This is a genomic window from Exiguobacterium sp. S22-S28, from assembly GCF_043359615.1.
In the GTDB taxonomy this organism is placed as follows: domain Bacteria; phylum Bacillota; class Bacilli; order Exiguobacteriales; family Exiguobacteriaceae; genus Exiguobacterium_A.
This window is the reverse complement of record NZ_JBHFFC010000014.1, coordinates 1-26,770: the sequence shown is the minus strand read 5'-3', so window position 1 is coordinate 26,770 and position 26,770 is coordinate 1. Positions and strand designations below refer to the sequence as shown.

Sequence of the window (26,770 nt, the reverse complement as noted above, 5' to 3'; positions counted from 1 at the left end):
TTCTGAGATAGAACGAATCAAAATATCGGGCGCAGGTCTGAGGTAAATATGACTTGTCGCAGACGGAAAAAGGGAGTACACTGATTTTATAATCAAACAATCGTTTGAATGAGGTGAGAAGATGGAAACCAAAACAGAACGACTTCACGTGACCGGAATTGATTGTGCCAACTGTGCAGCCAAAGTCGAACGCGGTGTTTCAAACGTTAACGGCATCGAGCAAGCCAATTTGGATTTTGCCGGGCAAAAACTGTATCTGACGTACGAAAAAGAAGCAATACTCGACGATACCTATCGCGCGGTCGTTAATCGAGTCCAGGAACTGGAACCAAATGTTGTGCTCACGCGACCGGATGCACCAGACAGCGAGGACGATCACGGTCATCACCATGAGCACGGACCGTTCTTGAATCGGACGAAAAAAAATCAATATGGTGTGGGTCTGCTGTCCTTCGCCGTGGCGTATCTCGTCCCGGGATCAATTGACCTTCTATTTTTTGCGATCGCGTACTTGTTGATCGGATGGGATGTCTTGCGAACGGCCGTCCGGAACATACGACACGGACAGGTGTTTGACGAGAACTTCCTGATGTTCATTGCGACGATCGGTGCGTTTTTGATTGGTGAATATCCGGAAGCCGTCGCCGTGATGCTGTTTTATCAAATCGGTGAGTTTTTCCAACATCGTGCGGTGGATCAATCCCGGAAATCGATTGCTGAACTGATGGACATTCGCCCGGATGTCGCGACGCTTGCAGACGGACGACAGGTCCGGCCGGATCAGGTGACGATTGGTCAGCAGATTCTGGTCCGGGCAGGCGAAAAAATCCCTTTGGACGGAACCGTCCTTGAAGGGGAAGCCTTCATCGACACAACCGCTCTGACTGGCGAGTCGGTCCCGCGGCGGGTCCGACCGTCTGATTCGATTTTAGCCGGGACGATCAATACGGATGGACATCTGTTGATTCAAGTCGACCGCCGCTATGGCGAGTCAACGGTTGCTAAAATTCTTGATTTAGTGGAAAACGCGTCGCGTCATAAAGCACCAACAGAAAAATTCATCACTCGCTTCGCGCGTGTCTACACACCTGTCGTCGTTGTGATTGCAACATTGCTCGCGGTCGTGCCACCACTCCTGATCAGCGGGGCGACATGGGGAGACTGGATTTATCGGGCACTTGTCTTCCTGGTCATCAGCTGTCCGTGTGCGCTTGTCATTTCGATTCCGTTAGGATTCTTCAGCGGGATTGGTGCTGCTTCAAAACGGGGGATTCTCGTTAAAGGAGGGAACCACCTTGAAGCGTTGCAACGGTTGGATACGGTCGTGTTCGATAAAACCGGGACTTTGACAGAAGGGGTGTTTGAAGTCGTCGAACTGCGTCCGGCAAGTGGATCGGACGAAGAACTGTTGCAGGCGGCTGCGACGGTCGAACAACACTCGAATCATCCGATTGCGAAATCGATCCAACGCCTGTACGCGACGCGTGGTGTCGTCACGGTGACGGGACAAGACTACCGGGAAGTAGCCGGTTCCGGTGTCACCGGACGGTTTGGAACGGATCAGCTGGAGGCGGGGAACGCCCGTTGGTTCAAGGAACTGGGCTTTACGCCGCTTGATCAGACGGAAGACGGGACGTATGTCCATGTTGCCAAAAATGGAACGTACCTCGGGTTTATCCGGATCGCGGACCGGATTAAATCCAGCACGGTCGACGCCTTACAGGATCTAAAAAAACTGGGTGTCCGTCGAACGGTCATGTTGACCGGCGACCGGCAGGAGACGGCACAACGAATCGGTCGACAGGTTGGCATCGATCAGATCGAAGCGGAACTGTTGCCGGATCAAAAAGTCGACCAGTTGGAAGCAATTTTGCGACAAGCAAAAGGGAAAGTTGCGTTCGTCGGAGACGGCATCAACGACGCACCGGTTCTGACACGGGCCGATGTCGGCATCGCGATGGGCGGACTTGGCAGTGACGTCGCGATTGAAGCGGCAGACGTCGTCTTAATGACGGATGAACCGAAGCAACTGGTGGAAGCGATCCACGTCGCGCGTGCCACCCGGAAAATCGTCTATCAGAACATCATCTTTGCGCTCGGTGTCAAAGGAGTTTTCTTACTCCTCGGTGCCTTCGGGATTGCGACGATGTGGGAAGCAGTATTTGCAGACGTCGGTGTGACCGTTCTTGCGGTCTTGAATGCCATGCGGATTTTACGGAAGTGATGTTTTTTAAATAAGACAAGGGTGGCAGAATTGTAATCTGCCACCCTTGTCTTTGTAGACGCTGACTTTTGAGTCAGCGTCTTATTTTAATGCGTAGAAAACAATCAGCAAAAGAGATCAGCCTAATGCGACGTCAAGAATCATCATCACGGTGAATCCGACCATTAACCCGAGTGTGGCCAAGTCTGAGCCGTTTTCCGCCTGTGATTCAGGAATCAATTCTTCGACAACGACAAAGATCATCGCACCGGCAGCGAAAGCCAACGCATACGGTAACAGCGGTTGAATGAAGAAGACGGCAGCTGCACCGATCATGGCGGCAATCGGTTCGACGATTGCGGACAACTGTCCATAATTGAAGGCACGCCGGCGTGACATGCCTTCACCACGAAGCGGAATCGACAAGGCCGCCCCTTCCGGCATGTTTTGAATCCCGATCCCAAGCGCGAGTGTCAATGCGCCGGCGACTGTCGCCCCGTCCATGTTGAGCGCGGCTGCACCAAAGGCAACACCAATCGCTAAACCTTCCGGGATGTTGTGTAAAGTAATCGCGAGAAACAATAAGGTCGTCTTTTTTAAACCGGTCGACGGACCTTCGGCTGTTTCAAGCGGAGCAGACAGATGAAGATGGGGGGTGACGAAGTCAAGCAGCCGGACGAAGAAGCCACCCGCCAGAAAGCCGAGCGCCGCCGGTAACCAGGCAATCCCGCCATCTTTTTCCGTAAACTCGATCGCCGGGGCGAGCAGGGACCAAAAGGAAGCGGCAATCATGACGCCGGCGGCAAAACCAAGCATCATGTTCATGACGCGTTTTTCAATGGTCGTAAAAACAAATACAAGTGCTGCACCAAGTGCAGTCAGTCCCCAAGTCATCATACCGGCAAGTAACGCCTGCAGGACGACGGGGAGTCCGATGAACCAATCCATCATCTACATCATTCCTTCTTTCAATCACGATTCGTAAAATAAGTGCGCGAGGTACGATGCCTCCTGTCTCTTCTACCCGTTTTCAATCCGAACAATTCCCGCAAACGGAATTTGAATCCGTGAAGCTCCACGCAGAACGACATACGCGTGTTCACGATGAATGTGTTCGATGAAACCGGATGTCGTGACGTAACCTCTTTCACTATAATACGTGATTTCCAACTCGTTTCCTTCTATTAACGCTTCTTCAAGCAGGAACTGCCATGGATACTGCAATTGTTCATCGATGACCGGAAAATCAATCCGATGTTTTTCGAGATAATACGCTTTGAGCAGTTGAACGTGTTCCGGCATCAGAAACGGAATCCATTTGAGATTTCCGCGGTCACGGTAACGTGTCATGCAGGTCACCTCCCGGGTGACCGCCGACGAACCGGAGCCGGCGTTTGGCGACACTCGTATCAAGGAAGGACACGGCGAGACGGATCGTTCCTTTGCCATACCGCAGATTGACACGATCCATCGCTTTTAACAACCGTTTTCTGCGCCAGACTTTTCGGTTGTCTTCAAACAGCGACAGTTGCAGTGTCCCCTGATCGGCTGTGAGCTGACCAAGTGCAACCGACAAAAAACGAATCGGCTCGCCTTCCATCCAGTTCGGTTCGAACAGTTGGAGCAGATGACGCAACAGAAGCCGTTCATCAGCGGTCGGATAGGGGAGACGGAGTTGTTTGGAAAAACCGGATCGCAAGACATGCCGGGAATAGCGGACACCCAGGTGAACCGTCCAACCGACTTGATTGGAGAAGCGGACCCGGGCCGCGACGTCACCCGCCAGTTCAGCCAGAACCAAACGGATCTGTTCATACTGGTAGTAGTCACGCATCAATGTCACACCATGTCCGATTGTTCGCTGCACAGCAGGTTCGGTCTGAAACAATGCCGTCGGATCGATCGTCGTCGGTGAACTGTCAATGCCCCATGCGTGATGCCACAGTTCGGCTCCGAGCACACCAAACCGTTCATGAAGGTCTTCGACACGGGAGGCCGCCAAATCGCCGATCGTTTCGATGCCGAGTGCCAGCAAGTGCTGTTCCATCTTTTGACCGACGCCCCACATCTTTCGAATCGGAAAGTCGTGTAACAGCCGGGAGACATCTGCGTAGCCGCACCGTGCGATACCTTCGCGTTTTCCGAGTAAATCGAGGACCAGTTTCGCGACGACATTGTTTGGACCGATGCCGATGCGGACCGGAATGCCGGTTTGCTCCCAAATGGCGCTTTGAATGGCCTTGGCGGTTTCATCGTCTGTCCCGAAAAGACGTTCCGTTCCGGTCATGTCGATAAAGTTTTCATCGATGGAATAGATGCGGATGGCATCGGGCGGAGCGAATTGATGCAACACATCAAGCACTTCGATTGATGTTTTCATATAGGCCAGCATTTGCGGCTCGACGAGCAGGATCTGCTTCCGCTCCCGGATCGGCAATTGTTCGATCTGATAAAGGCGGCTGGCCGTCTTGATTCCAAGTTTTTTTAAAGCCGGACTGGCTGCTAAGACGACGGATCCGGAACGTTTTAAGTCAGAGACGACAGCCAGTTTCGTTGTAAGTGGAGGTAAGTTCCGATACCGGCATTCACAACTGGCATAAAATGAGACACTGTCGATGCAGAAAATGCGTCGATCCGGAAAGGGGCTTTCAGGATACACAGCAAACACTCCTCTTTCATTAAAAGAACGTTTGTTCTTATTTTTAATTTGACTATATCATGGTCTCAATGGGTCTCAAATCAAAAATCCAAAAAAGAGTTAATGCGGTAGAGAAGAAAACGGGACAAATAGACGACCGCTTGTTCGCCAATCTTTGATACACTGGTGAAGGCAGAACTAGTGTAAAAGGAAGAAGGGGACTTGAATGAAAAAGCAACAGCTGATTCAGTTACCGGAGTTACCGAGTCGTTTGACGCCGGAAAGATTTGCGGACGTCGAAATCGATGACCCGTACCTGTACCAAACGATTTATGAAAAAGAGACGTTGCCGATCGAGTTGACGGACCGGTTGGATGCCAACCAAGTCTGCTTTCGGAATGTTTCGTTCGCGGGTCTCGTCTTTGAACGGGCGACGTTTGAAAACGTTCGGTTTGAACAGTGTGATTTGACGGGGTGTCAATTTCAGGACAGCCGTTTCCATCGTGTCGTCTTTGAGGATTGTCGTTTGACCGGCGTCCAATTTGAAACGAACACGATTGACCATGTGACAATCAAAGGATGTCAGGCAAATTATGCGCAAATCATCCGCACGGCATTACGTCATGTCGCGATTGAACAGACGGCGATGCGGGAGAGTCATTTTTTCGAGATGAAACCGATCGACTTACGGTTCGATGAGGTCGATTTGACGGAGAGTCAATGGGTGGAGACCGCGTTGCAGGGACTTGATCTGCGGCACGCCGATCTGTCCGGTCTGACAATCGACCCGCGGTTTCTGCCGGGGGCGATCGTCACGGAAAGTCAGGCGATTACGTTCGCACGATTACTGGGACTCGTCATTCCAAGCCACGACTAAAAAAACGAAGTCCATTTTCCGGGATCAGACCGGAATGGTGGACTTCGTTTTTATTTTAGAAAGAAATCGTTTCGCCGTCATCCGGAATGAGGAAATGAGCGGACAGATGATGGGCAGCCAGGAAATCAGCAATCATGTCACGGCGCAGCAAACAATGATTGACGGATTCGAGGTGCGAGACGATGATCGTCGCCTCAGCGGCGGCTTGATGAACAGCGAGTAAATCGCGCTGGGACATCGTAATCGGCTCACCGGTCAGGAATTGAGCGGCACCGCTGTTGACGACGATGATGTCAGGCGCATACTGTTCAATGGCGGTTTCGACCTCATTACACCAAATCGCATCGCCGGTGATGTAGAGTGTCGGCTCGTCGGGGTGCGTCAAGACGATGCCGGAGACCGTTCCCATCCGTTGACCGATTTCACCGACCCCGTGTTGCCCTGATGTGTGAGAGACACGGATGTCGCCAAGCGTCAATCCATTCTCAAACGATGAGACGTTCGTGAATCCGGCTTCGCGGATTGTCGTTGCGTCCGCTTCATTTTGGGCGTAAAGCGGAATTTGTTTTGGCAAAAGCTCCTTCGCCGCTTCATCAAAGTGGTCGGCATGAAGATGCGTCACGAAAATCGCATCGGGATCAAGTAACGTTGAAATGTCGACCGGTAAGTCGACGAGCGGATTCGGAACGGCATTTGGCGTTTGACCAAACGGCGGTAAGGTTCCTTTTTCGCCGAGAAACGGATCGATTAAAAATACTTGGTTGGCATAGGTGACGACGAGTGTGGCGTTACGGATTTGTTGAATGTCCATGGGCAGTCTTCCTTTCCTGTCTGGGAATGCTTCACTGTTCGTTCATTTCCCATTCGGAAGCCGGACTAATCATATCTGATCGTCAATCGTCTTCGGAAGCAGCTTTTCCATCGCCAGAACATCGACATAGTATCCGTTGAGCATGCCTTGCTGTTTAAACGTCCCGACAATCCGGAATCCGGACCGGATATAGAGTTTTTGGCCCAACTTATTAAACGGAAAGGTAAACAGGATCAATTTATGGAACCCCTGCGTGATCGCGTGTTCCTCGATGATCCGTAAGAGCTGTCGTCCGATGCCTTGACCGCGGTGGGTTCTTGTGATGTAGACAGACAGTTCACCGACGGATTGATAGACCGGACGCGGATTGTAGGGATCAAGCGAGATGAAGCCAAGAATCGTCGTCCCTTCATACGCGACGAAGCCGGCGTAACGTGTCGTCCGTTCCTGATACCAGTCTTTCATGAAGGACAGGTCCTTGGTATCCGTTTCAAGCGTCGCAATCCGGTCTTCGATTCCTTCGTTATAGATGGCGAGGATATGCGGTAAGTCAGCTTCCTGGACGGGTCGAATCATCATGAACGTGTCCTCCTGTTCGAGAGTCTTTTCTTCATTATATAGGAGGAAACGAAAACAAGCGGCATGTTTGTAGGATAGGAATTGCAAAAAAACAGACTGCCGGGCTTGAAGCCGCGGAGCAGTCTGTCCTGAAAAATCCTTTTTAGTTGGTCGTCTCGAGTGCGTCTTTTTCATAAATCGGCACCCAACCATCCGTCGTCACGAAAATCCGTACGGCAACGACTTGACGGTCGTCCTGGAGCGTGAAGTAGTGGCGGGTGTTGACCGGGACGGAAATCAAATCGCCCGGATTCAGCTCGATGTTATAATAACCGACTTCGTCATCCTGGATCGCGAAGACGCCATGACCGCTGACGATGAAACGGACTTCATCATCCGTATGGTGATGTTCCTTCTGGAAGTTGACGAGCAACTCGTCCAAGTTTGGTGTCGCATCCGACAACGAAATGATATCTGCCGTCTGATAACCGCGGCGTTCTGAGACATCCGTGATTTCAGCTTGGAACGTATCGAGAATCGTTTGTTTGTCTTGATCCGTTAATGTATAGTTTTCAACCAGCTCCGCCGGCAGTTTCGAGACGTCCCATTGTTCGTAGAGTACACCGCGTGAGGCAAGGAATGAAGACACCTCGTTTTGATCCGTATACCGTTCGTTTGTCTGTTGGAAAAGTACTGTTGCCATTGTAAATTCCTCCTTTTAATGAATCGCCTGTCGGCACGTTTGTAGTTTTAAGGTGTAACTGAACAAAAACTCGAATGCTTCCAACTGTTTTTTGGCTTCAAAGGCAGTCGGTGCCCAGACGGTAATACCGTGATTGCGAATCAGGACAGCGCCGCTCTCGGCATGTACATGCGCTGCAAAGGCAGCGGCAAGTGTCGGAATGTCGGCATGGTTCGGGATGATCGGCACACGGACTTCCGCATCTTCTTCCCAACGGCCAAGTGCCTTGATGATTTCCTGACCGGCAAACCGAATCTCACCTTGATCGCCGTACAGTTCCGAAATGACATTGTTGTCGACCGTATGGACGTGAAGGGAACAGCCGGCAGTCGTTCGGTTGAAGACCTCGACGTGGAGCAACGTTTCGGCAGAGGGACGGCCCGTCTGTTCGCCGATCAGTTGACCAAACGCGTCGACATGGACGAAGTCGTCCGGTGTATCCTGCCGTTTATCCTTCCCGCTTGCCGTCACGAGAAATTCAGTCGGTTGATCGGCTGTCCGGATGGCGAGATTGCCGCTTGTGCCGGGGAACCAGTCGCGTGCTGCAAGTTCCTGTTTGACGGCACGTAATTCTTCGTATCGTTTTAAGAAGGTCATGTGTACACCACCTTTGTCTGGAGATGATTCAAGATGTCATGAAAGTTTTCAAACGGTGTATACGGGATGCCGTGCTGTTCACACAGTGTGATCAGATAATCCCGTGCATAAACGTGATCCGCCTGCTTGGCCAGTTCAAAATCCGTCACAGAGTCGCCGATCGCGATGATCGTATCACCGTCCTGCTTCAGCTTCCGGGCGATCGAGGTTTTGCAACAGCCGCATTGATTTGTACAGGCTGCGTCGCAGGCATGCGGCCATTCGATTCGAACCGTCTCCTGGCTGAAGTCACTGCCGTTGCAATAAATCGCTTCGTCCGTCAGTACATCCGCAAGAATCGGCTGGACAAAAAAGTCGATCCCGCCGCTGACGATGGAAAAGTCAATCTCGTTTGATTTGGCAAAGGCGAGTAAGGTGTCGAAGCCGGGACGGATGACCGCCCGTTTCGTCAAGAAATCAATGTAGTCTTGTTTTTGACTGGACGGAAGCAGCTGAAACATCTGTCCGACGCCGGACTGGATCGAGAGCGACCGGTCGAGCACACCTCGTTTTAACGGTTCAAATTTTTCCGGCGGAGCGAACTCCTGCATCAAGGCGATGATATTATCGTGCTCCGTTACCGTGCCGTCAAAGTCACATAAAATCCGGATCGTCATTTCGTAATCCCCCAAGCATCGAGGGCGACACGTAATTCCTCGTGCCGGTGGGCGGCACTTGTCAGTGATTCACCGGCCAGTGCTGCGTCGAGTGCCTGGCGGAAAGCGGTGACTCCGGCCGCAGCGCCTTGCGGATGACCGTGGACACCGCCACCGGCATTGATGACGGAATCGACGCCGAAATCACGAACAAGCTGGGCGACGAGACCCGGGTGGATTCCGGCGGACGGGACCGGGAGAATCGTTTTGGTCTCACCGATTCGGGTCGCTTCGACGGCAATCCCGCGAGCCAAGTCTTTGGCGAGGGCGACATTCCCGTACGGCGACGGGAACAACGTCAAATCGGCACCGGCAATCCGCGGCAACGTTCCGAGCAGGACCGGGGCGGCAATTCCGTACTCGGGACTGGCGATTAAGGCACCGCTCAACGCCGGGTGATTAAAGATCGGGACCGGGATTTCCGGATCGGCTGCCAGTTCCCGCAAGACGTCGAGTCCGTATGTAAACGTGTTGAGCAGGAGGGCTGTCGCTCCGGCTTCGACCAGTTGTTTCGCCTGTTCTTTCAAGCGGAAGACCGGCCCACTCAACGTAATCGCATAAAGGGCCCGTTTACCGGTCCGTTCATAATGCGCATCGAGGACTTCCCGTCCGATGCGCGCCCGGTCGATGGACGGTGTCAGCGGATTGTCGTATAAAATCTCGTCATCCTTGACGAGATCAATCCCGCCGGCAAGCTGGGCTTCGAGTTGTTCCCGTAAAAAAACGAGGTCCCGTCCGATGACACCTTTAAAGATGCTCATCAACAGAGGACGGTCATGGACTTGGATCAATTGGCGGACGCCCTCGATGCCGAATTTAGCACCGGGAAAATCCGGTGTGAACGTAGCGGGAAGTTGGAGATCCGTCAGTTTGATTTGACCGTCGAGCGACAGCTTACCGAAGACGGTCGTCAAAATCGCCGAAAAGTCCCGTGAGACGTTGTGTTCCGGATAACGGATCGTGACATACCCTTTTCCGTCGTGTTCTTCCGTATGGACGACTTGTCCTTTAAAGGATTCAAGCTGTTGTTGTTCCAAATGATTCAAATCGGTCCATGAGCCGACCGTCAGACCGAGGGCGATTTGCTCTGCCCGTTTTGGTAACTGATCGGTCACGCCGAGTTGGTAAGTTGCGGTAATGTACGCCATGATCGTCGTCTCTCCCTTGTTAAAAAATACAAAAATGGTCCCTCGTCAATGACAAGAGACCATGAAAAATTGCGCGTGGACTCTTATCTGTCAGCGTATTAGCTGCAAGAATTAGCACCGTGCCAAGTGGTCGGTTGCTGCGACATCGTAGGGCTTGTCCCTCCGTCTGCTCTTGATAAGAATTGGATGAAATTGTGAAATCTAATTGCAATTTTTACACGAGAATGGTTACTTGTCAAACTATATTTTGAAAATTTATTTTTTTGAAAATACTTCTTCTATAGACGGTAGCATTTTTGCATCCATTTCACTAAAAATTGGAATTGACAGAGGGTGGTCGGCGCACGTAGTATTCAAATCAACATCAAACCACACGACAACTACATATGACTCTTATCGTGAGTTGGCAGAGGGAATTGGCCCGAAGACGCCGCAGCAACCGACCATCCGGCACGGTGCTACATCCAACAGACATTCGTCTGAGAGATAAGAGGACGGAGTATTCTACTGCGCCTCTTTTCTTTGACGAAAAGGGGCGTTTTTTCGTGTGATCATCAAGGGGGAAACTAGAATGGGATATCAAGCATTTACAGTACAGGACGCCATCGAACGGGTCCGGACACTCGGTCTGATCGGTAATGAACCGGTGACAGCAGAAGAAATCGGCGACGGCAATTTAAACCTTGTTTTTCGGATTCATGCGGGGAACCAGCAGCTGATTTTAAAACAAGCGTTACCGTATGCGAAGGTCGTCGGTGAAAGCTGGCCGCTGTCGCTCGAACGGGCATGGATCGAACAGTCAGCGTTAAAAGAATTTGCGAAAGTTGCGATTCCGTTTGTCCCGCGTGTGTACCATGCGAGCAAAGAAGAAGCCTTCACGGTGATGGAAGACTTGTCTCATCTGACAATCGTCCGGGCTGGATTGCTTGAGGGAGAAAAGTATCCGTTGCTCGCGGAGCACATCGGTTCGTATTTGGCCCGGACACTGTTTTATACGTCGGATTTTGCCCTCGGACCGGTCGCGAAAAAACAGATCGCCCGTCAGTACTACAATCCGGATCTGTGCGACATCACGGAGAAACTGATTTTCACGGACCCGTTTTATGACGCGGAAACAAATGCGATTGAAGCGGGACTGGAAGCGGAAGTCGACCGGGTCTGGAACGACGCGGAGCTGAGACGGGAAGTCGCGAAGCTCGAAGCACTGTTCATCACGAAAGGTGACGCCTTGCTGCACGGCGACTTACATACAGGCAGCATCTTCGCCTCGGCGGAAGAAACCAAAGTCATCGATCCCGAGTTCGCGTTTTACGGACCGTTTGGGTTTGATGTCGGTCAGTTCATCGCCCATCTGTTTTTTGCCGCTTATCCGGACTATGACCGGTTGCGCGACGAACGGATCAAGGACATCGATACGTTTTGGCTGACGTTTGCGTCGACGTTCAAGGCGTTGTGGGAGCGGGAAGCGGTGGAGCCGTTCCGTTCAGCGGACGGTCTCGTCGAGGATGTTCTCAGTACGATTTTACAAGACGCGCTTGGATTTGCCGGATGCGAGTTGATTCGCCGGACGATCGGACTGGCACCGGTCGCGGACTTGGAACAGATTACCGATCTGACCGTTCGTCTCGAACGAAAACGTCATGCGTTACGCCTCGGTGCTGCGTTGATCAAACGCCGGACGGAATGCAAGACGTTTACGGATCTGCGGAACTTTGACGTAACGGAGGAACTCAGCCGATGAGTCAATTCGTTCAGAGCATCATCTATGAAAACGGGACGGTGACGATCTTGGACCAAACCCGTCTCCCGGAAGAAGAACGGTATGAAGTCATTCACGATTTGGCGCAGGCGATTGAAGCGATCAAACAACTACGTGTCCGGGGGGCGCCGGCGATCAGTTTATTCGGTGGTTTCGTCCTCGTGCAGGAAGCGTTTCGGACGACAGGATCGCTTGACGAAGTGAAACAGGAACTGTTGACGGTGTCGGCACAATTACTGGCCACCCGGCCGACCGCCGTCAATTTGCGGAACGTGCTCGACGAACTGAATCAGCTCATCGTTTCGGCAAAGACGCTTGCAGAACTGCCGAAACGTCTGGAACAAAAAGCGGTGGCGCTTTACGAAGCGGATGCCAAGACGTCACGGCAAATCGGTGTGCATGCCATGGAGTTGTTTCAGGCAAATGACCGGGTGTTGACGATTTGTAATGCCGGATCGATTGCGACAGCGGCTTACGGAACGGCACTGGCCCCGTTTTATCTCGCGAAGGAGCAAGGCATTCCGTTATCCGTCTATGCGTCGGAAACACGGCCTTTGTTGCAGGGGGCACGTTTGACGACATGGGAGTTGCAACGGGCAGGGATTGACGTCACCTTGATCACGGACAATATGGTCGCGCATACGATCAAGGAAAAGCAGATCACTGCCATCATCGTCGGAGCGGACCGGATTACCCGAAACGGCGATACGGCCAATAAAATCGGGACGTTCCAGCTGGCGTTACTCGCACGTGCCTTCGGAATTCCATTTTACGTCGCCGCACCGCTGTCGACGTTTGACTTAACGAGTTTATCAGGCGACGAGATTGAGATCGAAGAACGGTCAGCGACGGAAGTGACGCAGTTTGCCGGACAGGTGACGGCGCCTGCGGGTGTACCGGTCTTTAATCCGGCATTTGACGTGACACCGCACGAACTTATCACCGCTATCATCACGGAACTGGGCGTCATCGAACGACCGAGCGTGGAAACAATCGAACAGACGGTAGGACAACAGACCATTTAAACAGACAGGGGAGATCCAGATGAAAAAATTAGCATTTGCTGTACTTGCACCGGCGGTCTTGCTGGCTGCTTGCGCCAATAGCGAAGCGACACCGACGAAAAAAATCAGCGGTGTCCCGGAAAGTGTCCAAGGAGACATTAAGATTGCCGTCATCCGCAACCTCGCATCCGATGATCATACGAAACAATTTTTGGACGGTGCCCGGTCAGAAGGGGAAGCGCTTGGTTTTAAGGTCAACACGTTCATCTCCGAAGGCAATGACGTCAAGTTCAAGGAACTGGTGGCACAAGCCGTTCAGCAGGATTATGACGGACTGATCATCTCGCACGGAAAAGAAGATTATGCCTATGACATGATCAAGCCGGCAATCGACAAAGGGATTAAGGTCGTGACGTTTGATACGGTGACGAAGAAAAAAGACCAGACGTTAAAAGGCATCACAGAGACATTCCAAGATGATCACAAACTGGCGCAACTCTCACTCGATGAAGTGACAAAAGTGAAGGACGACAAGCCGGTCCGGGTCATCAAGTTATGGTTTGGCCCTGGATTTGCACCGCTGGACCGTCGGCAGGAAATCTATAAGACGTACGAAGCCGATGGCAAAATCAAGACGCTTGAAACGGTTGGACCAACGAACTTCCAGGATGTCCAAGGCGATATTGCGACGAAGATGAACGCGATTCTCGCCAAATATCCGAAAGGAAGCATCGATGCCGTCTGGGGAGCGTGGGATGAAGTCGCCAAAGGCGCCTATAAATCCTTAAAAGATAACAAACGTCAGGAAATCCCTTTGATTTCAATCGATGTCTCGAACCAAGACATCAACTTGATGCGTGAGAAAGGCAGCAACTGGGTGTCGACGAGTGCCGTCGATCCCCACTTGATCGGACAGACGGACATGCGTCTGCTGGCGAAAAAACTGGCCGGCGAAAAAACACCGGACAGCTTTGATCTGGATGCTAAATTAGTCGAGCAAAAGGCGCTCAAAGCAGATACGACGATGTACAATCTCGATACGATCATCAAAGGCTGGAGCACATCCGAGAAATTCAACGAACCTTGGATGGAAAAACTGCGGAAAGCGAACGCTTCGAAATGACACAGTCCGATGTGACCAACCGGCTCGAGATGCGTGGGATCTCAATTGAATTTCCGGGTGTCAAAGCGCTGGATGAGGTTGATTTTTCCGTGCGCCGCGGGGAAATCCATGCGCTCGTCGGAGCGAACGGAGCCGGTAAGTCGACGCTGATGAAAGTATTGGCGGGAGCGCATACGTCGTATGACGGGACGATTTCGTTTGAAGGCGTGCCGTTGACGATCGATTCGCCGCGTGCCGCCAAACAGGCGGGGATTGAAATCGTTTACCAAGAGGTCGATACGGCACTGATTTCGTACTTGACGGTCGCAGAAAACATTTGTCTCGATTTGTTGACGAACGGACAGCTCAAAGGGGTCATCCGTCAACGCCGTTTTGAACAGATTGCATTGGAGGCGCTCGGGAAACTCCAGTCTTCCATCGATGTCCGGCAACGGGTCAGTGAACTGCGCCTTGCCGACAAGCAGTTGGTTTTGATCGCCCGGGCACTCGTCCAAGACAGCCGTTTTTTAATCTTGGATGAACCGACGGCTCCGCTCAGTCAACGGGAGACGGAACACCTGTTTCGGGTCATCAAGGAACTGGCGACACGTGAACAATTGGGCGTGATTTTCATCTCGCACCGCCTTCAGGAGTTGTTTACGATCTGTGAGTCGATTTCCGTCATGCGTGACGGAAAACTGGTCGCCCGCCAAGCACTGGTCGGACAAACAAAAGAGACGATCGTGGAACAGATGCTCGGAAGACGTTTGCAGCAGACAAACCGGCAAACAAGGCCCGTTGGACAAGCGCTGCTCGAACTCGATCAAGTATCGGTCACGGGACAGCTGGATCAGCTGTCCTTGACGGTCCGTGCAGGTGAAGTGATTGGAATTGCCGGACTTGTCGGAGCGGGAAAAACCGAGCTCTGTAAGACGATTTTTGGGGCGATTCCGACTGCGGCAGGACAGATTCGAGTAGCCGGCAAACCGGCAAACATCCGGTCGCCGCACGAGGCAGTCAGCCGCGGGATTGGTCTGGTCCCGGAAGAACGGCGGAAAGAAGGTATACTTGTCGCAGATCCGATTTACCAAAACATGACGGCGGCGAGTCTCAAACAATTCGTCAATCGGTTCGGTTGGGTCCAGACCGGTCAGGAACGGACTGCCGCCAACGAGATCATCAAACGATTGGCGATTAAATCAACGGATGAAATGCAACGCGTGGCCGGACTTTCGGGCGGGAATCAACAGAAGGTCGCCATCGGGAAGTGGCTCCTTGCCGACGCATCGGTCCTGCTGCTCGACGAACCGACGAAAGGCGTCGATGTCGGGGCGAAACGGGAAATCTTCCACGTGATTCATCAGCTGGCCGAACAGCAAAAAGGGATTCTGTATGCTTCCAGTGAATTTGATGAATTGCTGACGGTGACGGATCGGATTTATGTCATGTATGACGGCAAAATCGTGTTTGAGACCAAGACCTCGGAGACGACCGAAGAGCAATTACTGTTATACGCGACAGGGGGGACAACGTCATGAACGAAGTATTGCACGAACCAAGCACGGAACAGGAACACAAAACGGACCGGCAACCGGCCGGCAAACGAATATTACGCTTTTTAAATGATTGGGGGATCGTCCTCGCAATCCTCGCACTTATCTTCTTTTTTGCCATAACGGCACCGAGCTTTTTACAAGGGGCGAATCTGGTCAACATTTTACGCAGCATCTCGATCGTGACGATCATTGCGATCGGTTTGACCGTCTCGCTGACCGTGAACGGTTTTGATCTATCGGTCGGTTCAACCGCGACATTTGCCAGTTCGCTCGTCGTATCATTTTTTGTCTGGTACAGCCTTCCGCTTGGTCTGTCGATTGGCTTGGCGATTTTGATTGCCTTAAGCGTCGCGCTGGTGAACGTGCTGTTGATTGTTAAGTTCAAGATTCCCGACTTATTTGCGACACTGGCGACGATGTTCATTTTTGAAGGAGTAGCGATGACCTACACCGGCGGCGGATCGATCAGTGCCGGGATGCCGCGACTCGACGGGACACCGACGGTCGGAATGATTCCGGAAGGGTTTTTGACGATCAGTCAGGCACCGTGGATTATTTTCATCATGTTGGTCGTCGTTGCGGTAACGCATCTGTTTTTAAACCACACACGACACGGTCGCTTCTTATACATCATTGGCGGAAATCCGGAAGCGGCACATTTGACAGGGATCCCGGTGCAACGTTACCGGGCACTGGCCTATGTAATTGCCGGGGTGCTCGCAGCGGTCGGAGGTATTCTGCTCGCTTCACAAGTCGGCTCGTCGCAAATTAACGCCGGATCCGGCTATTTGATGCCGGCGGTCGCAGCATCGTTCATCGGTTCGTCGTTTGCCGGACAAGGGAAACCGAACGCTGTCGGTACACTGGTCGGAGCCTGCTTGGTCGGGGTTCTCGAAAACGGACTGGTGATGTTATCTGTCCCTTACTATTCCTTGAATATCATCAAGGGATCTGTCCTGGCACTGGCTTTAGCCTCGACCTATTACCGCTATCAGAAAAAATAATCAAAAAAGTAGGTTTAACTTCTAATAGAATCGGTAATATTCAGTATATGAAAGGATGGTGATGCACATGAATGATTACCAATGTATAGGGAACGATCGCATGTCGCTTCGAGGAGAAGAGGATCACCGGACTTGACGAAGGCAACATGACAATAGACACGAAGTGATTCGTGTTTTACGTGCAGATTGCACGGCTCAAGAACGGTTTACGAGATGTGATCGTTCCTGAAAGCAGGAAGGGGGAGTCGCGAACAGCGACCCCCCTTTTGTGCGTATTCAGCCATCCGTATTCCTTTAAAAGAAACAGCGGATATGAGATGATATAAAAAGTCAGAAAATTCAACTACTAAATAGCAAGGGGCCAGACAATGCGAACATATACAAAGGAGATTCAAGCGATCATCGACAACGTAGAAAAAGTAATCATCGGCAAAGAACATGTGATTACGCAATCCTTAGCAGCATTACTTGCCGGAGGGCACGTGTTACTGGAAGACGTACCGGGTGTCGGGAAAACGATGCTTGTTCGGGCGTTCAGCCGTTCGATTGGTTTGACGTTCAAACGGGTTCAATTTACACCCGATCTGTTGCCGTCTGATTTGACGGGCGTATCCATGTATAATCAAAAAACGAGTCAGTTTGAATACCGGCCGGGTCCTTTGATGGGAAACATTGTCCTGGCGGATGAAATCAACCGAACATCACCCAAAACGCAATCAGCGTTACTGGAAGGGATGGCGGAAGCGAATGTGACGGTCGATGGAGAGATTCATACGCTTCCAAATCCCTTTTTTGTCATGGCGACGCAAAACCCGATCGAACATGAAGGAACGTATCCACTCCCGGAAGCGCAACTCGACCGCTTCTTAATCAAGGTCAAGATGGGGTATCCGGATTTCCAACAGGAAATGAAACTGTTGACGCGGTTTGAACGGGACGAGCCGATCGAGACACTTGAATCGGTCATCACCCGCGATGAATTATTACGCATGAAGGAAGAAGTAAAGGCCGTTCATGTCTCGCAACCGGTCAAAAAATATATCGTTCAACTGGTCCAGGCGACACGCAGTCATGCGTCGTTGTATCTAGGGGCAAGCCCACGGTCTTCGATCGCCTTGATGAAGGTGGCGCAAGCCTGGGCTTACATGGAAGGACGATCATTCGTCTTGCCGGATGACGTGAAAGAACTGTTAACGCCCGTACTTTCGCACCGTCTGATCTTAACAGCGGATGCCCGCTATCACGGACAGACGGCAGAACGTATTTTGGAACAGGTGAAAAAAGAAGTCGCCGTGCCGATTCAGCAAGATGTGGAGTCCTTATGACACGATGGCAAATCGGTTGGCGTTACGCCGTCTTGCTGATCACAGTCACAGCTTTATGGACCTATGCCCGGATTGACGGCGGGAATGTTGCATCGTTGCTGGTATATGTCATGGCAGGATTGACCGTTTACTGGACTCTGTTTTTGATTTGGCCCGTCACGCAAGCGATTGCGACACGCGAAGTATCGAACAAAATGTTGATTGCCGGGACGGATATTCCGGTCTCTTTGAAGGTGCGGCGGAAGTTTCCGTTTCTTGTCGGTTCTGTCGAAGTCACGGAAGTTGTACCGGAGGGACTGAGTGAAGAAGCACTCAACATCCGGCACCCATTACGGGCGCATTACCGGAAAGTGGAACACATCGATTATCTGATTCCGTCGATTCGGCGAGGACTGTATCAAATTCCCGGTTGTATGCTCGAAATTCGCGATCCGTTTGGCTTATTCATGCGTAAAAAGCTCTATCCGGTCGAGACGTACCTCGCGGTGGAACCCGCCCGTTTGGCTGTGCAACTGCCGCATGAGGATGACCGCGGGGATGGAGGGATCTCACCGGTCTCACTTGACCTCCGACAGTCGTCCTTTACGGTCGTCGGTGTCCGCGAGTACGTCAGCGGAGACCGGATGAATCAGATTGACTGGAAAGCGACTGCGAAGCGGCAAGGCTTGATGACGAAAACGTTTGAACGGGAACAGGAACGCGAGACGACGATTGTGTTTGATGAAGGAACGGTGAGTAACGATGACTTCGAACGAAGCATCTCGATGCTCGCTGCAGCGACGGATCAACTGAACAAACGTCATTTGAATTACCGGATCCATCTCGTCGGACACGGCGTGCAGTCGTTGTCATTGCCGCTTGAAGGGGCAAAGTTAACCCACTACCTGATGACGGCACAACCGAGTAGGACCCGATCTTTCATCGATTCCTGGGAATATTCTTCAAAAGCGTTGCGACTGAACGGAAATGTCCTGTTCATCACACCTGATCTTGAATCCAACAACGAGATGTGGATTTCAAAAGTCCGGCAGGAAGCAAGCGTTCATGTCTATACACCCGAGAGGAGGACGACCGGATGATACGACGATTGATTTGGAATTTACTCGCCGGGCTGTTGTTTGCGAGTTTCATGCCGCCGTTGCTCGAGCTGACGACGTTTGAGAGTGTCATTCCGTTTCTTCCGCTCCTGTTGACACCACTCTTGCTGTCGCACGTGCGCCGCAGCTGGTTTTTACTCGGCAGTCTGCTTGCTTTACTCCTGTCGTTTTACTTCATCCTGATTCCGGGTGAAGCGCCGTGGAACTTGTTCCGTGAGATTGCAGGAGACATCAACCGCGTCATCAACGGGGAGTTACCGGGACGTCCGGCGTTTGCTTTCTCGATCGGTTTGATCAGTTTTTTGATCGGGTATTTGGCGCGCCGCACGTTTCCGAACCGCGGTTTTGTATTCGGACTGGCGCTTGGTGTGATCGGCTTCATTGCCTATTGCGACACGTGGACGGATTATTCCGGAGAACAGTTTATCGTGTATCCGATTGTCTTGGCATTGCTGTTACTGTATGCAACAGAAGTCAGTGAACGTCCGACTGCTTCTTACGTCCGTCCGTTCAGTGCTTTGCTGATCATTGGAGCGACACTGGTCGCAGCCGTTCAAAGTCCGGTCATTACGGCGACCTGGCAGGACAGTTGGTACGACTGGACCGATGGATTTGAAAGTGAAGGGACATCGTCCAGCCAAATCCAGAAGGTCGGCTACGGCAACAACGATGAACAGTTGGGCGGTCCGTTTCAGATGGACGACCGGGAAGTCTTCCAGGTCGAGAGTGAAGGGAGCCGCTACTGGCGGGTCGAGACAAAAGACATCTATACCGGAAAAGGGTGGGTGTTGTCGGAATCCGAGCCGGAAATTGATTCCCGGGGATTTTTCTCACACTTTGGCGATGACGTCGAAACACGACAAGAACGGGCGACGTTTGAACTGTCGCGCGAACTGCCGTTTGTTCCTTACAATGGTGACAACGTTCGTTTGAGTGTAGACGAGCAACGGCAAAACCTGTTGATTGATCCGGAAAATCAAAAGATTTCTTATCTCGACGATGCCGAACGGCAACAAAATTACCAGATCCAATACACGTACCCGTTATTCACGGAAAAACTGCTCCAGACGGATGAACCGATTACGTTGTCTGAGATGGAGCAAGACCGTTACTTGCAATTACCGGATAATCTGCCGGACCGCGTCCGTGATCTTGCGACAGAGATTGTCGCGGATGAGGACAGTCCGTGGGATCAAGCAAAAGCGATCGAAAGCTATTTCGAACAGGAAAACTTCGAATACAACACGGAAGAAGTCGCCGTACCGGAAGAAAATCAAGATTACGTCGACCAATTCTTATTCGAGACGAAGCTTGGCTATTGTGACAACTTCTCGACATCGGCAGCTGTTCTGTTACGGGCGGCCGGTCTTCCGGCACGCTGGGTGAAAGGATTCACGGGAGGCGACTCCGATGTCATCGGGTCAGCCGTGACGAGTTACACCGTCCGGAATAAAAATGCCCATTCCTGGGTCGAAGTCTACATTGAAGGGCCGGGTTGGGTACCGCTTGAGCCGACCGTCAGTTTTGACGGTGCCGGCCAGTATACGATCAATCAGGAAACGGACAATGAAACCGAGCAGGCGAATCCGCAACGCGATACGGAAACCGATACGGAAACCGCGACACCGGAACGTCCGCAGGAAAATCTGTTGGACGAAGAACAGACGACGACAACGACACAAAACGATCAACAATCGATTCCGGTTTGGCCGATTGTCGGTCTAATCGTTGGATTGCTGTTTCTCTATCTCTTCCGCAAAGCGTTAATGCGGACAGCGGCGATTTTGTTCTTCCGCAACCAGATGAATCGACCGGAAGGGTACCGACGGATGTACCGTTACTTGTTACGCCGTCTTGATAAGAAGGGCTTCCACTACAAGGACGGTCGAACGCTTGCCGAGCTTGCCCATGAGGTCGACGGTTACTACGAAACTTATGCGATGCGTCCGTTGACCGATGCCTATGAACGGATGGTCTACGGGGGAGAATCGTTATCCGTTGACAAAAAACGTGAATATTTCGAAAATATCATTCGGCGGATAGAGGGTTGATATTTTCGAATTGATACAGTTACAATAGGAACAACGTAAATCATACATGCATCTCCTTTGTATATACTCGCGAATATGGCGTGAGAGTCTCTACCGGGTCACCTTAAACGACCTGACTATGAAGGAGCAGACCCTTCGTATACACTTTTTTGTGAAGCGGCCTGCTCTTTTTCCATTTTATCTATGGGGGAAGAGTGGGCTTTTTTCATCGGGTTACGCATGAAATTGGAAAGGCGGGAATAGATTTGGAAGCACATTTGGACCAAGAAATGATCCTCGTCCTCGACTTTGGAGGTCAGTACAATCAATTGATCACACGCCGCATCCGTGATCTCGGAGTTTACAGTGAACTGCATTCGCATAAGATCACTGCAGCGGAAGTAAAAGACATCGCACCAGCCGGTATCATCTTCTCCGGTGGACCACGGAGTGTCTACGCAGAAGACGCGTACCGCTGTGATCCAGAAATCTTTGACCTCGGCATTCCGATTTTCGGAATTTGTTACGGTATGCAATTGATGTCGCAACACTTTGGTGGAACGGTCGAACGCGCCGGACACCGCGAGTACGGAAAAGCGACGTTGACACTCAACGATCCATCACCGATGTATGCGAACCTGCCGCTCGAACAGACGGTTTGGATGAGCCACAGTGACCTCGTCACGTCGGTACCAAACGGTTTCGTCGTCGATGGAACAAACGTCTCGTGCCCAATTGCTTCAATCAAGAACGAAGAACTGAAAATGTATGGTGTCCAGTATCATCCGGAAGTGAACCACACGATGTTCGGCAAAGAACTCTTGAAGAACTTCCTGTTTGAAGTCTGTCAGTGTACAGGCGACTGGTCGATGGAGAACTTCATCGAAATCGAAATCGCGAAGATCAAAGAAGAAGTCGGTGACAAAAAAGTCCTTTGTGCGCTTTCAGGCGGCGTCGATTCTTCTGTTGTCGCAGCACTCATTCACGCGGCAATCGGTGACCAATTAACATGTATGTTCGTCGATCACGGTCTCTTGCGTAAAGGGGAAGCCGAAAGTGTCATGAAGACATTTGCGGACCACTTCCACATGAACGTCATCAAGATTGACGCGCAGGACCGTTTCCTGAACAAGTTAAAAGGCATCTCGGATCCGGAGCAAAAACGGAAAATCATCGGAAATGAATTCGTGTATGTCTTCGATGAAGAAGCGTCGAAGTTAACGGATATGGACTTCCTTGCCCAAGGAACGCTCTACACGGATATCATCGAAAGTGGAACCGATACGGCCCAAACGATTAAATCACACCACAACGTTGGTGGATTACCGGAAGACATGCAGTTCAAGTTGATTGAGCCAATCAACACGTTGTTCAAGGACGAAGTCCGCGAACTCGGAAAAGAACTTGGATTGTCGGATGAAATCGTCTGGCGTCAACCGTTCCCGGGACCAGGTCTCGGAATTCGTGTCCTCGGTGAAATCACAGACGAGAAACTTGAAATCGTCCGGGAATCCGATTTCATTCTCCGCGATGAAATCAAAAAAGCCGGTCTCGAACGCGAGATCTGGCAGTACTTCACGGTCTTGCCACCACTTCGTTCAGTTGGTGTCATGGGTGACGAGCGGACATACGACTATGCAGTCGGCATCCGTGCTGTCACGTCGATTGACGGCATGACGTCGGACTGGGCACGCATCCCGTGGGACGTGCTCGAGAAGATTTCGGTTCGGATCGTCAACGAAGTTCAGAACGTTAACCGCGTCCTGTACGATGTGACGTCGAAACCACCTTCAACGATTGAGTGGGAATAAGTACTGATTTGATGAGTTGATTCGTCTCGTGAACCCTGTCCTAACAACGTTTTAAAGAGGACAGGTGAAAGGAAGACCGTTTCACCTTCAACAATTCGATTTCAAAATGAAGCTCTCTTTTGTTCACAACTTGTGGATAAAAGGGGGCTTTTTTCGTGACCAAAATCATGGAACTGTTGGATGACTTTAAACTGACTCAACAAATTCAAGGGAGGAGACCACGATATATCGAGATGTGCATCGGGCACTTGATATAATATGAAGTGAATAACTAAATGGAGTAGGTGGCGAACCATTATGATTGATTGGACATGGGCTGAAGTTGATCGATTAGAGCATCAAGAGAAGTGGAATGAAGCAAAAGAATATCTTTTAAAAGCATGGCAACAAAATCCGACAGACTTAAAGACGACTGTAAGCCTGGGCTTTTTTTGTTGGTATGTCGTAGTCGAACAAGAACCGCTCGGTATTACAGATGCAGATATAGACACAGGTGAATTAGAGTCTATATTGACTGAAGTGACACATTTTGGTTTGGCTCATTTTATGACGAATGAGGATTTTCTCTGGTGTTTTGGTTATATGATTTCCATGTTTCCTTATTACTTTGGAGACTATGAACAGTGGGAAGAAAAAGGGATTTCTATGTTAAAACGTGCTTATGAATTGTATCCTGAGGAACCTGTATATAAATATTCTTACTTAGGATCTTTCTCTAATATTTACAGAAAACACAAAGATGTATTCCAACAGGTGCAAACTGTTTTAGAAGATCGATTTAAAGGCGATGGCCTGTTATCGGAATATTTTAAAAGTATTTGGAGAATATAGTAAGGGGCAGATAAAATCTTTAGTATCATTTGTGCCGTTAAACTTAAGTATGATAAAAAAACTTAGGAAGGATAAATGATAGAAAAACGCTTCCAAAACCGAACGTTCGGTTTATTTAATCAACTAAATTTCGCTTTTATGGTTGACCGTCTATTTTGTGCGTGCTACGATGTGTCTGTTCTTATTTTTATCATCCACTAAAAAATAAAAAATAATGCCGTATAATTCTGGGGATATGGCCCGGAAGTCTCTACAGGAACACCTTAAAGGTTCCTACTACGGCGTGCACTGATTCTGGTGTGCGCTTAACGAAACGGCTTTTACCGCTTAGGTAACTGCCGTTTTTTTCGTTTCTTGAGACGGCTTATTTGGAAAGAAGGCAACCATGAGCACACAGTTGAAACAGCAGCAACCCAAACCAAAGGAGAACGCGATCGCGCGGTACTTCGATTTTAATGGACTCGGTACGAATATGCGGACAGAGTTCATCGCCGGTATGACGACCTTCTTCGCAATGGCGTACATCTTGTTCGTTAATCCGAACACGCTTGCCGAAGCGGGAATGGATGCCGGAGCGGTCTTCGGCGCAACCGCACTCGTTGCGATCATCGGTTCGGTCACGATGGGCTTACTCGCCAACTATCCGATTGCCTTGGCGCCCGGTATGGGACTCAACGCGTTCTTCGCTTACAGCGTCGTCATCGGGATGGGCATTCCGTGGGAGACTGCTTTATCCGGTGTCTTGGTATCCGGTCTTGTCTTCATGGTGTTAACAGCGTCTGGTATCCGGGAAACGATCATCAATGCGATTCCTGAACCGCTTAAAATGGCAGTTGCTGCCGGAATCGGTTTATTCATTGCTTTCATCGGTTTAAAAACAGGTGGTATCGTTGTCGCCAACGAAGCCACGCTCGTCTCACTCGGTAACCTTGGTCAAGGAACGACATTACTCGCAGTCTTCGGTTTAGTCATCTCAGCCATCTTAATGACACGTGGAATTAAAGGGGCCATCTTCTTCGGAATGATCATTACAGCCATTGCCGGTATGATCTTTGGTTTAATTCCGGTGCCATCAAGTCTCGGTGAAATCGTCTCAGCACCACCAAGTATCGCGCCGACATTCGGTCAAGCATTCTTACACTTCAACGAAATTTTCACGGTTCAAATGGCGATTGTCATCCTGACGTTCTTCTTCGTAGATTTCTTTGATACAGCCGGGACACTTGTTGCGGTCGCAAACCAAGCAGGATTGATTAAAGAAAATAAAGTCCCACGTGCCGGTCGTGCCTTGATCGCTGACTCGACAGCAACGGTCGCGGGTTCAATTCTCGGAACGTCGACTACGGTCTCTTACATTGAATCAAGTGCAGGTGTCGCAGCGGGTGGTCGTTCAGGAATGACGGCGATCGTTACAGGGTTATTTTTCGGACTTGCCTTGTTCTTCTCGCCATTACTTGCCGTCATCACGGCACCGGTCACAGCGCCGGCCTTGATCATCGTCGGTGTCTTGATGGCTTCGTCCCTTCTCCAGATTGACTGGAAGAAGTTCGAATATGCAGTGCCGGCCTTCTTGACGGTCATTATGATGCCGCTCACGTACTCGATCGCAACCGGAATCGCCTTCGGATTCTTGTTCTATCCGATTACGATGATTGCAAAAGGTCGTGCGAAGGAAGTCCATCCGATCATGTACGCGATGTCACTCGGATTCCTTGCTTACTTCATCTGGTTACACTAAGTTTTCGTTTTGTAATGACGTCTTTCTTCTATATATAGAAGAAAGGCGTTTTTTTTATGCACGAGGGAAAGAGTTCTAAGAGGAGGTGTTTCCATGATTGAAAAGATTACAGGCCCCGTCTTTGAATACTTGGCGGAGGACGAACGGTTGATTCAGGTGGCGCGTAAAGTCGGTTTACCTTTAGGTGGAACGTTTTTTGTCGGTGGGCAACGGACGGAAGAAACCATCGACACCGTTCGAACATTTAATGAAGATGGACGGGCGGTCACGGTGGATTGCCTCGGTGAATTCATCGAAACGGAACAAGATGCAATAGGGATTGCTGATGAATGCATTAAAGTCATCCATCGGATTTCAGAGGAGGGACTGAATGCTCAAGTCTCGCTGAAACTCACATCAGTCGGATTACGACTCGATCCGCGGATCGCGGTTACACAAATGACCCGAATTTTAGAAACGGCAGAACAGTTTGGGATGCGTGTGACAGTTAATATGGAAGAAGAGGCTGTTTGTGAGACGATCATCCAAGTCTTTGAACAGTTGCGACAGCGGTTCTCAAATGTCGGGATTGCCTTGCAAGCCAATTTATACCGGACACGTTTTGATCTCGAACGCTTACAATCCACCGTTCGTGTCGTCAAGGGGGCATATACCGGTCCGGAAGATATTTATATTGAGCGAAAAGAAACCGTGGACGCGACCTATTTACAACTGGTCAAACACAACCTGTTGCAAGGATGTTATACGCAGGTGGCGACACATGACGAAGACATGATTCAAGAAATCATTCGGTTCGTGCATCAACAGGGGATCGGATTCGATCAATTCGAGTTCCAGATGCTGCAAGGGATGCGGCCGAATCGTCAAAAGGAATTAGTCGATGAGGGATACCGTGTCGTCATCTACGTGCCGCATGGTGTTGATTGGTATACGTATCTGATGAAACGTTTGGCGGAACGGCCGGCAAACATCGTCTTTACCGCAATCAGTATGTTAAGACTTTAAAGGCTTTACAAAGGCTTTTTGAATCCTTTGTAAAGTTTTTTTGAAATAATGCTTGTGTTTGTCGAATTTTGTTGGTATATTAATAAATGTTCCAGCGAGACGCCTTTTATAAACGGTTTGTTGGGGCTGAAAAATCTTTTCTAAAACGTGGTTGACATAATCGAAAGAACCTGTTAATCTATTAAAGTCGCTAACACGACGCAAAAGAAATGACGAACTTTGAAAACTGAACGATGAGG

Annotated in this window: 24 protein-coding genes and 4 riboswitches; of the genes, 14 read left to right on the top strand and 10 right to left on the bottom strand. The window is 50.5% G+C overall.

The features are described 5' to 3' along the window. Positions 1–121: 121 nt before the first annotated feature. Positions 122–2,224 (top strand): heavy metal translocating P-type ATPase, encoded by a 2,103-nt coding sequence (locus tag ACHA8N_RS03385; protein WP_393964714.1) that lies wholly within the window; start codon positions 122–124, stop codon positions 2,222–2,224. 117 nt (positions 2,225–2,341) lie between these two features. Here ACHA8N_RS03385 and ACHA8N_RS03380 read toward each other — a convergent pair whose 3' ends face one another. The 3 genes from ACHA8N_RS03380 to ACHA8N_RS03370 form a co-directional block, all read right to left on the bottom strand. Continuing rightward, entirely contained in the window at positions 2,342–3,154 is an 813-nt protein-coding gene (locus ACHA8N_RS03380; protein WP_035387680.1) for a ZIP family metal transporter, read from the bottom strand. 69 nt (positions 3,155–3,223) lie between these two features. After that, positions 3,224–3,553, bottom strand: coding sequence for a YolD-like family protein (locus tag ACHA8N_RS03375; protein WP_393964713.1), 330 nt, complete (start codon positions 3,551–3,553; stop codon positions 3,224–3,226). Next, on the bottom strand, positions 3,537–4,862 hold the full coding sequence (locus tag ACHA8N_RS03370; protein ID WP_393964712.1) for a Y-family DNA polymerase: 1,326 nt from the start codon (positions 4,860–4,862) through the stop codon (positions 3,537–3,539). The genes ACHA8N_RS03375 and ACHA8N_RS03370 overlap by 17 nt, the downstream gene beginning before the upstream one ends. 205 nt (positions 4,863–5,067) lie before the next feature. Between ACHA8N_RS03370 and ACHA8N_RS03365 the strand changes: the two genes are divergently transcribed. Then, entirely contained in the window at positions 5,068–5,718 is a 651-nt protein-coding gene (locus ACHA8N_RS03365; RefSeq protein ID WP_393964711.1) for a pentapeptide repeat-containing protein, read from the top strand. A 55-nt stretch (positions 5,719–5,773) separates the two neighbouring features. Here the strand turns inward: ACHA8N_RS03365 and ACHA8N_RS03360 are convergent, their stop codons facing one another. From ACHA8N_RS03360 to ACHA8N_RS03335, 6 genes are all read right to left on the bottom strand, one after another. Continuing rightward, the gene (locus ACHA8N_RS03360; RefSeq protein WP_393964710.1) at positions 5,774–6,529 is read right to left on the bottom strand and encodes an MBL fold metallo-hydrolase; all 756 of its coding nucleotides are present in this window, start codon (positions 6,527–6,529) and stop codon (positions 5,774–5,776) included. A gap of 69 nt (positions 6,530–6,598) precedes the next feature. Beyond that, positions 6,599–7,108 carry an arsinothricin resistance N-acetyltransferase ArsN1 family A gene (locus ACHA8N_RS03355; RefSeq protein WP_147511746.1) on the bottom strand — a complete coding sequence of 170 codons (510 nt, stop codon included), beginning with the start codon at positions 7,106–7,108 and terminating at the stop codon, positions 6,599–6,601. Between the two features lie 142 nt (positions 7,109–7,250). Then, complete coding sequence (locus tag ACHA8N_RS03350) at positions 7,251–7,790, bottom strand: 1,2-dihydroxy-3-keto-5-methylthiopentene dioxygenase (protein ID WP_026833990.1); 540 nt, start codon at positions 7,788–7,790, stop codon at positions 7,251–7,253. A 15-nt stretch (positions 7,791–7,805) separates the two neighbouring features. Continuing rightward, positions 7,806–8,426 carry a methylthioribulose 1-phosphate dehydratase gene (locus ACHA8N_RS03345; RefSeq protein WP_393964709.1) on the bottom strand — a complete coding sequence of 207 codons (621 nt, stop codon included), beginning with the start codon at positions 8,424–8,426 and terminating at the stop codon, positions 7,806–7,808. After that, positions 8,423–9,082, bottom strand: coding sequence for a 2-hydroxy-3-keto-5-methylthiopentenyl-1-phosphate phosphatase (locus ACHA8N_RS03340; protein ID WP_393964708.1), 660 nt, complete (start codon positions 9,080–9,082; stop codon positions 8,423–8,425). The genes ACHA8N_RS03345 and ACHA8N_RS03340 overlap by 4 nt, the downstream gene beginning before the upstream one ends. Continuing rightward, the gene (locus ACHA8N_RS03335; protein WP_393964707.1) at positions 9,079–10,269 is read right to left on the bottom strand and encodes a 2,3-diketo-5-methylthiopentyl-1-phosphate enolase; all 1,191 of its coding nucleotides are present in this window, start codon (positions 10,267–10,269) and stop codon (positions 9,079–9,081) included. The genes ACHA8N_RS03340 and ACHA8N_RS03335 overlap by 4 nt, the downstream gene beginning before the upstream one ends. Before the next feature lie 80 nt (positions 10,270–10,349). Next, positions 10,350–10,451, bottom strand: a riboswitch (SAM riboswitch). A gap of 208 nt (positions 10,452–10,659) precedes the next feature. Further along, positions 10,660–10,762, top strand: a riboswitch (SAM riboswitch). 78 nt (positions 10,763–10,840) lie between these two features. Here ACHA8N_RS03335 and mtnK point away from each other — a divergent pair. From mtnK to ACHA8N_RS03275, 12 genes are all read left to right on the top strand, one after another. Further along, positions 10,841–12,010: an S-methyl-5-thioribose kinase gene (mtnK, locus tag ACHA8N_RS03330; RefSeq protein ID WP_393964706.1), complete on the top strand. Its 1,170-nt coding sequence runs from the start codon at positions 10,841–10,843 to the stop codon at positions 12,008–12,010. Then, complete coding sequence (gene mtnA, locus ACHA8N_RS03325) at positions 12,007–13,053, top strand: S-methyl-5-thioribose-1-phosphate isomerase (RefSeq protein WP_393964705.1); 1,047 nt, start codon at positions 12,007–12,009, stop codon at positions 13,051–13,053. The genes mtnK and mtnA overlap by 4 nt, the downstream gene beginning before the upstream one ends. A gap of 19 nt (positions 13,054–13,072) precedes the next feature. Continuing rightward, the gene (locus tag ACHA8N_RS03320) at positions 13,073–14,155 is read left to right on the top strand and encodes a sugar ABC transporter substrate-binding protein (protein WP_393964704.1); all 1,083 of its coding nucleotides are present in this window, start codon (positions 13,073–13,075) and stop codon (positions 14,153–14,155) included. Then, positions 14,152–15,672 carry a sugar ABC transporter ATP-binding protein gene (locus ACHA8N_RS03315; protein ID WP_393964703.1) on the top strand — a complete coding sequence of 507 codons (1,521 nt, stop codon included), beginning with the start codon at positions 14,152–14,154 and terminating at the stop codon, positions 15,670–15,672. Before ACHA8N_RS03320 ends, ACHA8N_RS03315 begins: the two co-directional genes overlap by 4 nt. Beyond that, positions 15,669–16,694 (top strand): ABC transporter permease, encoded by a 1,026-nt coding sequence (locus ACHA8N_RS03310; protein ID WP_393964702.1) that lies wholly within the window; start codon positions 15,669–15,671, stop codon positions 16,692–16,694. The genes ACHA8N_RS03315 and ACHA8N_RS03310 overlap by 4 nt, the downstream gene beginning before the upstream one ends. A gap of 368 nt (positions 16,695–17,062) precedes the next feature. Continuing rightward, entirely contained in the window at positions 17,063–18,019 is a 957-nt protein-coding gene (locus ACHA8N_RS03305; RefSeq protein WP_393964701.1) for an AAA family ATPase, read from the top strand. Further along, the gene (locus tag ACHA8N_RS03300; RefSeq protein ID WP_393964700.1) at positions 18,016–19,098 is read left to right on the top strand and encodes a DUF58 domain-containing protein; all 1,083 of its coding nucleotides are present in this window, start codon (positions 18,016–18,018) and stop codon (positions 19,096–19,098) included. Before ACHA8N_RS03305 ends, ACHA8N_RS03300 begins: the two co-directional genes overlap by 4 nt. After that, positions 19,095–21,167, top strand: coding sequence for a transglutaminase TgpA family protein (locus tag ACHA8N_RS03295; protein ID WP_393964699.1), 2,073 nt, complete (start codon positions 19,095–19,097; stop codon positions 21,165–21,167). Before ACHA8N_RS03300 ends, ACHA8N_RS03295 begins: the two co-directional genes overlap by 4 nt. A gap of 37 nt (positions 21,168–21,204) precedes the next feature. Beyond that, positions 21,205–21,306: riboswitch (purine riboswitch) on the top strand. A gap of 130 nt (positions 21,307–21,436) precedes the next feature. Next, on the top strand, positions 21,437–22,957 hold the full coding sequence (guaA, locus tag ACHA8N_RS03290; RefSeq protein ID WP_041261800.1) for a glutamine-hydrolyzing GMP synthase: 1,521 nt from the start codon (positions 21,437–21,439) through the stop codon (positions 22,955–22,957). Positions 22,958–23,254: 297 nt separating this feature from the next. After that, entirely contained in the window at positions 23,255–23,788 is a 534-nt protein-coding gene (locus tag ACHA8N_RS03285) for a hypothetical protein (protein ID WP_393964698.1), read from the top strand. A 197-nt stretch (positions 23,789–23,985) separates the two neighbouring features. Next, positions 23,986–24,087, top strand: a riboswitch (purine riboswitch). Positions 24,088–24,173: 86 nt separating this feature from the next. Then, entirely contained in the window at positions 24,174–25,526 is a 1,353-nt protein-coding gene (locus ACHA8N_RS03280) for an NCS2 family permease (RefSeq protein WP_393964697.1), read from the top strand. Positions 25,527–25,619: 93 nt separating this feature from the next. Beyond that, complete coding sequence (locus ACHA8N_RS03275) at positions 25,620–26,531, top strand: proline dehydrogenase family protein (protein WP_393964696.1); 912 nt, start codon at positions 25,620–25,622, stop codon at positions 26,529–26,531. On the opposite strand, the gene ACHA8N_RS03270 is transcribed toward ACHA8N_RS03275, so the two are convergent. Next, a partial coding sequence (locus ACHA8N_RS03270; RefSeq protein ID WP_393964695.1) for a hypothetical protein occupies positions 26,520–26,770 on the bottom strand: 251 nt, incomplete at its 5' end. The genes ACHA8N_RS03275 and ACHA8N_RS03270 overlap by 12 nt on opposite strands.